General features: G+C 47.7%; 7 protein-coding genes. All 7 read left to right on the top strand.

What is annotated here, in order from left to right; translation table 11 throughout:
- Positions 1-604 precede the first annotated feature (604 nt).
- The 7 genes from ABD937_RS18755 (at position 605) to ABD937_RS18725 (ending at position 6,611) form a co-directional block, all read left to right on the top strand.
- A complete protein-coding gene (locus tag ABD937_RS18755) occupies positions 605-982 on the top strand; it encodes a hypothetical protein (protein ID WP_345257400.1) in 378 nt (125 codons plus the stop codon).
- 159 nt (positions 983-1,141) lie between these two features.
- Positions 1,142-1,462: a hypothetical protein gene (locus tag ABD937_RS18750; protein ID WP_345257399.1), complete on the top strand. Its 321-nt coding sequence runs from the start codon at positions 1,142-1,144 to the stop codon at positions 1,460-1,462.
- A 128-nt stretch (positions 1,463-1,590) separates the two neighbouring features.
- Positions 1,591-1,980, top strand: coding sequence for a hypothetical protein (locus ABD937_RS18745; protein ID WP_345257398.1), 390 nt, complete (start codon positions 1,591-1,593; stop codon positions 1,978-1,980).
- Positions 1,981-3,526: 1,546 nt separating this feature from the next.
- A complete protein-coding gene (locus tag ABD937_RS18740) occupies positions 3,527-4,015 on the top strand; it encodes a DUF6756 family protein (RefSeq protein WP_345257397.1) in 489 nt (162 codons plus the stop codon).
- A 602-nt stretch (positions 4,016-4,617) separates the two neighbouring features.
- Positions 4,618-5,247: a hypothetical protein gene (locus ABD937_RS18735; RefSeq protein WP_345257396.1), complete on the top strand. Its 630-nt coding sequence runs from the start codon at positions 4,618-4,620 to the stop codon at positions 5,245-5,247.
- A 188-nt stretch (positions 5,248-5,435) separates the two neighbouring features.
- A complete protein-coding gene (locus ABD937_RS18730; RefSeq protein WP_345257394.1) occupies positions 5,436-5,915 on the top strand; it encodes a hypothetical protein in 480 nt (159 codons plus the stop codon).
- Positions 5,916-6,041: 126 nt separating this feature from the next.
- The gene (locus tag ABD937_RS18725; protein WP_345257393.1) at positions 6,042-6,611 is read left to right on the top strand and encodes a hypothetical protein; all 570 of its coding nucleotides are present in this window, start codon (positions 6,042-6,044) and stop codon (positions 6,609-6,611) included.
- Positions 6,612-6,715 lie beyond the last annotated feature (104 nt).

Below are 6,715 nucleotides of genomic sequence, written 5' to 3'. Positions count from 1 at the left end.
AACAGCGCATAACACGGGCTGTTGCGCTAGCCTAGGTCGTTTTAGTTCATATCTTCACTAAAGCAGACCGGCCAGCGCAAAGCCCTGGTATGTTATGCGCGCCCCGGGACACTCCTAAATCCAAAGAGCATGTTAGTTAGATACAGAACGGACAACTCGAGGCCTTTGCTTGTCTCGTCACTTGTTCTCAGTTTGGTGACTATTGCAATCTTGATTTGGATCAATCTTCAAATTGCAGCTCGCTATGAGGCCGCGACCGGAAAGACACGCGCTCTGTTCGGCATCGTCGAGTTGACCTACGGATACAAATACTTCTTGGCATTTGCTGGGCTTCTTGCAACCGCGCTTGGAATTGTCGCATATCGACGTGGCGAGCAAAGGCTCGGAACGTTCGCGACAGTAATTGCCTTAGTGGCCCTCCTAATGGTGTTCCTCCGGATCTGGACTCTTATGGTAGACCGGTCCGCCTGATGGGCCGCGCATAACATGGGCTGTTGCGCTATGGCCTCTGAACACTCTGAAACTTCGTAATTTCATTCTCGGCCACAGCGCAAAGCCCTGGTCGTTGTGCGCTATCAGTCTCCTCAATTCAAATCATTCTCTTTTGGAAGTCTGGAAATATTACGAATTGCTTGTGTTGCTCGAAGAGTCAGTTGACTCCGGATTAGAGCAAGGCCGTTCGTTAAACCACTCAGTTGGTATTTTGATCGATGACTTTTACAACCAACCGGCGAGTACGAATCGCGTCTCGAACTTGATCGTTATCATTAAGAGCTTGCTACTTTCTTTTAGGTATCTAGGAACTGTACATAGGGAAGGAGTTGAGTTTTATCGGAAGCACGAGTCGATGGTATCTGAGACCGATCTATCTACCGAGCTCGAGCCCGACGAAATTGAACATTTCAAAGAAATGCGGCAAGACCTTGAACGTAAGATCGGCACAATCACCAGCTTTTTAGACCAGCACAAGGGAGACGTTTAATGCAAAGAGTCCCAACTTTTGATGACAGCGCACAACATGGGCTGTTGCGCTATGGCCTGCGAGCACTCTGATAGTTCGTACATTCATTCTCGGCCACAGCGCAAAGCCCTGGGCGTTGTGCGCTATTCCGACCATCACTAAAGTTCAAATGGATCTGCAATGAATACAGATAAGCTGAAATCTTGGAAAGTTGCTTCGAAGGTTCTTTTGGTTGCCGTTTTTGGCCTTCTAGCACTGCGGGTTGCTAGCTATCTTATAGCAAGATATCAACTAGACTCGCCATTGATTCCCAAAGAGACCGTAAATTTAATCTCCAACCCACATCTGTATTCAGCTGGGTTTTTGGCATTTTTCGGTTTGCTTGCTATTTGGATGATGACCGCGCGTAAGTATTTGGGCGTTATCATCGTTTGCGCCGCAGCAATCCTTTTAAACCAGTTTGGACACCCATACGCCTTATTCTCGAATATTCTTTCTTGATAAACAGCGCACAACATGGGCTATTGCGCTATGGCCTCCGGGGATTCTCTAAAGCACTAACTTTCCTCTCGGCCACAGCGCAAAGCCCTGGCCGTTAGCAGCAAGCCTACAGTCCTAATTGCGATGAGATGAGAAGATTTGCAAATTCAAAGTTTTTTGTGGCTTTGGTCTATATCAACTTCTGTTATTTTGCGTTGGCACTACCTGCCCTATTTGTTGTTGTATTTCGGCATTTCTTTTTGGCTCAAGGGTTTTTCCTTCAGAAGCTATTTTGGGCAGCTGCGCATTTCCTCTTTGGCCCGAGTCTGTTGTCCCTATGGTTAACAATTCCAGTTATACTGATAAATCTTCCAATTAAACAAGTTGACTTAAACGAAAACATTTGCGAGAAATACGGGGCAGCGCGTGTAGAACGCTTTCAAAAGTGGTACGATGTATATTTTTTACTTTTTTTTCTTGTTATGGCGCTAGGTACATTCTTTATTTCGGCATCTGCAGGCTTGAACCTTGCTGATTAACCCAAATTCGGCCGGCCTGCTGCTAACATGGGCTATTGCGCTACGGCCTGCGATCTTTCGTTATAGTTCGTAATTTCATCCTCGGCCACAGCGCAAAGCCCTGGGCGTTAGCGGCAAGCCTACAGATACCCTACCTTTAGGGGAATGTCATTCTTTCAGGTAATATGGCTTTTTGTTGTTCCTGTGCTGATGGTGTATTTAGCGCGTAGGTATTACCTGCGTTTGCGCCCGCGACTTACACTTGCCACCCATGTGCTTTACTTTTCGTGTGCATCATTTGTGGTTCTCCTATACTTCATTGGGCTCTACGGGAGTGCTGACTTTTCTAGCGATTGTCTAACCTTGGCAAGGATTGCCTATTGGGGAGTCTATTGGAGCTTGATTTTGTTTGTGGTCCTCGGACTTTTAGCATTTCTGCTCATGGTCATCGAGCAATTTAGACGCAGGAAGTCTTCTTAAGTGCCCGGCCTGCCGCTAACATGGGCTATTGCACTATGGCCTGCGAGCACTCTGAAACTTCGTACTTTCATTCTCGGCCACAGCGCAAAGCCCTGGTCGTTATGCGCCACCTGCCTTCCTTAGGTCGAAGTTTGGCCAGCCTCACTAAAGTAGCATCAGTTTTTCGGATCATTTCCTCAGTTCGACCACATCGCAGCCGGCCTTGTAGCACATTCTTCGAAACTAGACGCCGCCCGCCTTTCTTCCTTTCATCAAGTGCTTCGTCGACGACTTCGGCGACAACTTCTGCGGCGGCTCCGCGCGGCCTCTTCGCAACCAATTTCGTGGTGACCGGGATGCGACGGCTTCCGATATTGCTTTGCCGTAGCCGGACGCGGCCGCGCTAAAGGCGGATGGGCGGCTCGGACGCAGCTTCATAGCAAGAGGCGTGACGGGACCATGCTTCCTGATCGATTAGCTGGTTCTCCCATCTCAATGTCCGGCGGCGCATAACATGGGCTGTTGCGCTATGGCCTCCGGACACACTAAAAGATCGTAAATTCATCCTCGGCCACAGCGCAAAGCCCTGGTCGTTATGCGCCACCTGCCTTCCGTGGGATCTAGAGCGGGAGTCCTCGCTAAAGTGGCTTCGGTTTTTCGGACCATTTCTTTAGTTCGACTTTCGCGCCGGCAGCTTCGTAGACAGCTCCGACGTAAACTCGCCGCCGCCCGCTATCCGCTTTGCATCGAGCACTTTGTCGAATGCTTCGACGACAACTTTTACAACGGCTCCGCGCGGCCTTTTTGCAATCAAATTCTCTGTGACCGGGACACGACGACTTCCGGATTTTGCTTCGCAGTAGCCGGACGAGGCCGCGCTCTCGAGGGCGGGCGGCTTGCTACCAGCTTCGTAGCAGGCAGGCGTGACGGGACGAGTCTTCCTGTCCGATTTGCTGGTTCTTCCATCCCAAAGTCCGGCGGCGCATAACATGGGCTATTGCGCTATGGCCTTCGAACACCCGGAAAGGTCGTACATTCATCCCCGGCCACAGCGCAAAGCCCTGGTCGTTAGCGGCTATCCGGCAACCGTCCCAAGATTGAAAATTGTATGCACTATTACAATGACCCTGTTTGCCAAGCTTTGGAGAAAGTAGTAACAGAGCTATCGATTCCATCAGACAGGTTTCACCCGCTTAGACCACACAGTGGCTGGCAAGAGATCGAAGACAAGATCTACGATCGGTTTGTGGGGATATCGCACTGGAAGCAAAGGCCGGGTTGGTTATGGGAGCATTTTAAACTTGACAGCTATTCGGTACAGTTCTCAACCTGGCCACTTGACCTGCTGCCACGTCTGGTTGATCCTTTCGAGCCTGTTTGGTTCTTCGTTAATGGTCGAAACTGGAAATTTTGGTTCTATGAGGGGTATATCGAGACTATCACCAAGGTCATTGCGGAAAGTGTGGGGATCGATGAGTTCTATATATGTTCGAAGAAGTATGACTGGCTACTTTGTTTTAACCATCACGACTTTCTAATCGCAACAGGGGATACCATGCCTGAAAAGCTTTACCTCCTCACGATGGACAGCCGCTAACATGGGCTATTGCGCTATGGCCTCCCGACATTCTTTATAAGTTGTACCTTTCTGCTGGGCCACAGCGCAAAGCCCTGGTCGTTATGCGCAATGTATGAACCCGCAAGTACGCAAATACTATCCGATCAAGGTTTGGGCAGCGTCTTTATTGGTGCCGCCAATACTGTTCAGCATGTTCAGTGGAGGCGGAATCGAGGGCGGCCTTTTCGTATTGTTTGCTTTTATTTACGGAATAGCATTTTCCCTACCTGCTGCTCTCATATACTTTTTTGCGTATCAGCGGTTAATCAAGACGGGATTGCCTGAACAGAAGCTAAAGGTGATCTTGTGTTTCATAGCCGTTGTACTAATGTGCGTGACTTTTGCCTTTTTGTTCAGAAATGCGAATAACGTGACATATACATCGTTGCTTTATCCAGGACTTTACTCGGTAGGCATAGCCTTCGGGAGCTTTTTCTTCCGGTTGAGGCCTCTGTGACACTGCGCATAACATGGGCTGTTGCGCTAGCCTAGGTCGGTTATAATTAATATCTTTCCTAAAGCACGCCGGCCAGCGCAAAGCCCTGGTCGTTGGCCGCTACCGTTCACCAAAACCAAACGCTATGACAAAGCTTGAGCAACTCTATAACAGTATTCAGAACCTTAAAGAATTGGGTGTCCAACTGCCCGATAAGTTGATTGAAGAAACTAGTAGAATCGAGGAAGAGATAATTAGAGAGGAAATTATTCCAAAAGTTAAAGAGGCAATTAATCCAGTTATCACCCAAATTCAAAGAGAGCTTGTGTTAGTAGTGGAATATATCCCTGATGAGCCCCTCGCTGTACGGATAACTAGAAAGCGGAGCTTTTCGGCCCCTGAAGAAATCGAGGTTATCAATCACAATCCCAAGCCTTTTACGCCAAAAAAGGGATATTCTGTGCCGCTGCATTCGAAATCTGAAAAAACAGTTTTGTCTGTTAGATTCCCGGACGGAAAAGTTGTGTCAGAGCGATTTGCCTACGAAACACTTGTAAAGTGTATTTCAATTATCGGATACGAAAAGATTCAGCCGTTGAACATGTCTAGAGCAGGTGTTCCTTTAATATCAAACAAGAAAGATGATTACTATCGACAGACTGAATTGAAGCCCGGCGTATTGGTAATGACCCATTCATCTACGCAAGACAAAAAGCAACAATTGGACGAAATATCCAGGAGATTAAATCTGAACTTGATAGTTGATATTGTGTAAGTGAAGAAAATATCACGTAGCGAGAATACTGAAGGAAACCTCCTGGAGATATAGGTGCATCAGCTTAAAACAGCTGGCAGCGGCCAACATGGGCTGTTGCGCTATGGCCGTTCGTTTCATTTCAAATCTTATCTTTAGTTCAGGCCACAGCGCAAAGCCCTGGTCGTTAGCCGCAACCTACCTTTCTGATGAGATCGAAGTTTAAATGGACCATACTAGGAGGGACAGTAGCTCTCATCTACCTTACTGCTGCGATGGTAGGTGTTTGGTATCTACTCAATCGCGCCTTCGACCTACATGTGCTGTTGCAGATTCTGTTGGCGGTGGTTCTTTTCTTGCCTGTTAGAATGCAATTTAGATTTATTGGAGTTCGCCATAGGGCGGTCGCGTATAGGCTTTTTCCCGACCATTTTGAAGTACGGTCATTTTGGGGATTAGGAAGGCCGAAGAGCTTTAAGTATGGCGACTTTGGCGGATATGTTACCGAAAGAGGATATATTATGCGCTATGGTCCGATAGAGGATAGTTATCTCATATCTAACGCCGGCCGCTCTTTTGGCTTCTCTGATTATTATCATCGAAATTACTCAGAGATCAAAGCTTGGTTTGATGTTAAAATTCCTTTGCTGGCCAACGAGAAGGTGCTTCCAGATAAAGTAGTCAATTGAGCGATACTCATCTTATGCCGGCTGCGGCTAACATGGGCTATTCCGCTATGGCCTCTCAACAATCACTATAGTTCGTAATTTCATGCTGGGCCACAGCGCAAAGCCCTGGCCGTTAGCCGCCAGCATATGAACCACCCTCAAGTTCAAAAATTTTTGTTCGTCGTCATTGTTGTTTTCTTGGGTTGCAAATCTCAGGACGATAGCGACCTTGAGGGGATCGGGGAAGAAGTGCCGGTAATGTCAGCATCAACACGTAAGATTGATCGCCTTAATCCCATCATTCAGGAAATTGGTCAGTGGCCCTACGTGGAGGATGCTGAGATCGGCTACGCAGGAGACAGTTCTGCACAGTTCAAGCGATACTTAGAGCTCCGGAAGTATGCCACGCCCGATGAGCTCGAAGAACTTGCAGATCATGCCAATACTAATGTGCGCGTTTATGCTTTTGCTGCTCTAGTGGATCGAGATACTGCGAAGGCAAAGAACATGTTTTTGCATCATCTGAATGACAAAGCAATGTTGCAATTCTGGCAAGGATCCACCGTGCAGTCAGTTTACGTGAACATCTTTATGTTCCGACATCTGAAGGATGTATTAACGCCTGCGGAAACAAAAGCGTTCGGAAAGGAGCTGGCGCAACATTTTACCGTATCAGAGTGGGAGGAATTGGCACCCCAAGGTGCAAAATACTATTAAAGGCCGGCGGCTAACATGAACTGTGTTAAAAACCAAAAGATTTTCTACGCCAGCTGGCTTTTAAAATCTGCCTGATAGGTTGTTCCTTTTGTAGCGATGGCAAA

It is taken from the genome of Flaviaestuariibacter amylovorans, assembly GCF_039541815.1.
In the GTDB taxonomy this organism is placed as follows: Bacteria; Bacteroidota; Bacteroidia; order Chitinophagales; family Chitinophagaceae; genus Flavisolibacter; species Flavisolibacter amylovorans.
This window is presented reverse-complemented; position numbering and strand designations above follow the sequence as displayed.

Excerpts from the sequence above, each read along its gene's own strand:
- ABD937_RS18750 (WP_345257399.1), top strand. The coding sequence starts at position 1,142 with ATGAATACAGATAAGCTGAAATCTTGGAAAGTTGCTTCGAAGGTTCTT.
- ABD937_RS18745 (WP_345257398.1), top strand. The coding sequence starts at position 1,591 with ATGAGAAGATTTGCAAATTCAAAGTTTTTTGTGGCTTTGGTCTATATC.
- ABD937_RS18740 (WP_345257397.1), top strand. The coding sequence starts at position 3,527 with ATGCACTATTACAATGACCCTGTTTGCCAAGCTTTGGAGAAAGTAGTA.
- ABD937_RS18735 (WP_345257396.1), top strand. The coding sequence starts at position 4,618 with ATGACAAAGCTTGAGCAACTCTATAACAGTATTCAGAACCTTAAAGAA.
- ABD937_RS18730 (WP_345257394.1), top strand. The coding sequence starts at position 5,436 with ATGAGATCGAAGTTTAAATGGACCATACTAGGAGGGACAGTAGCTCTC.
- ABD937_RS18725 (WP_345257393.1), top strand. The coding sequence starts at position 6,042 with ATGAACCACCCTCAAGTTCAAAAATTTTTGTTCGTCGTCATTGTTGTT.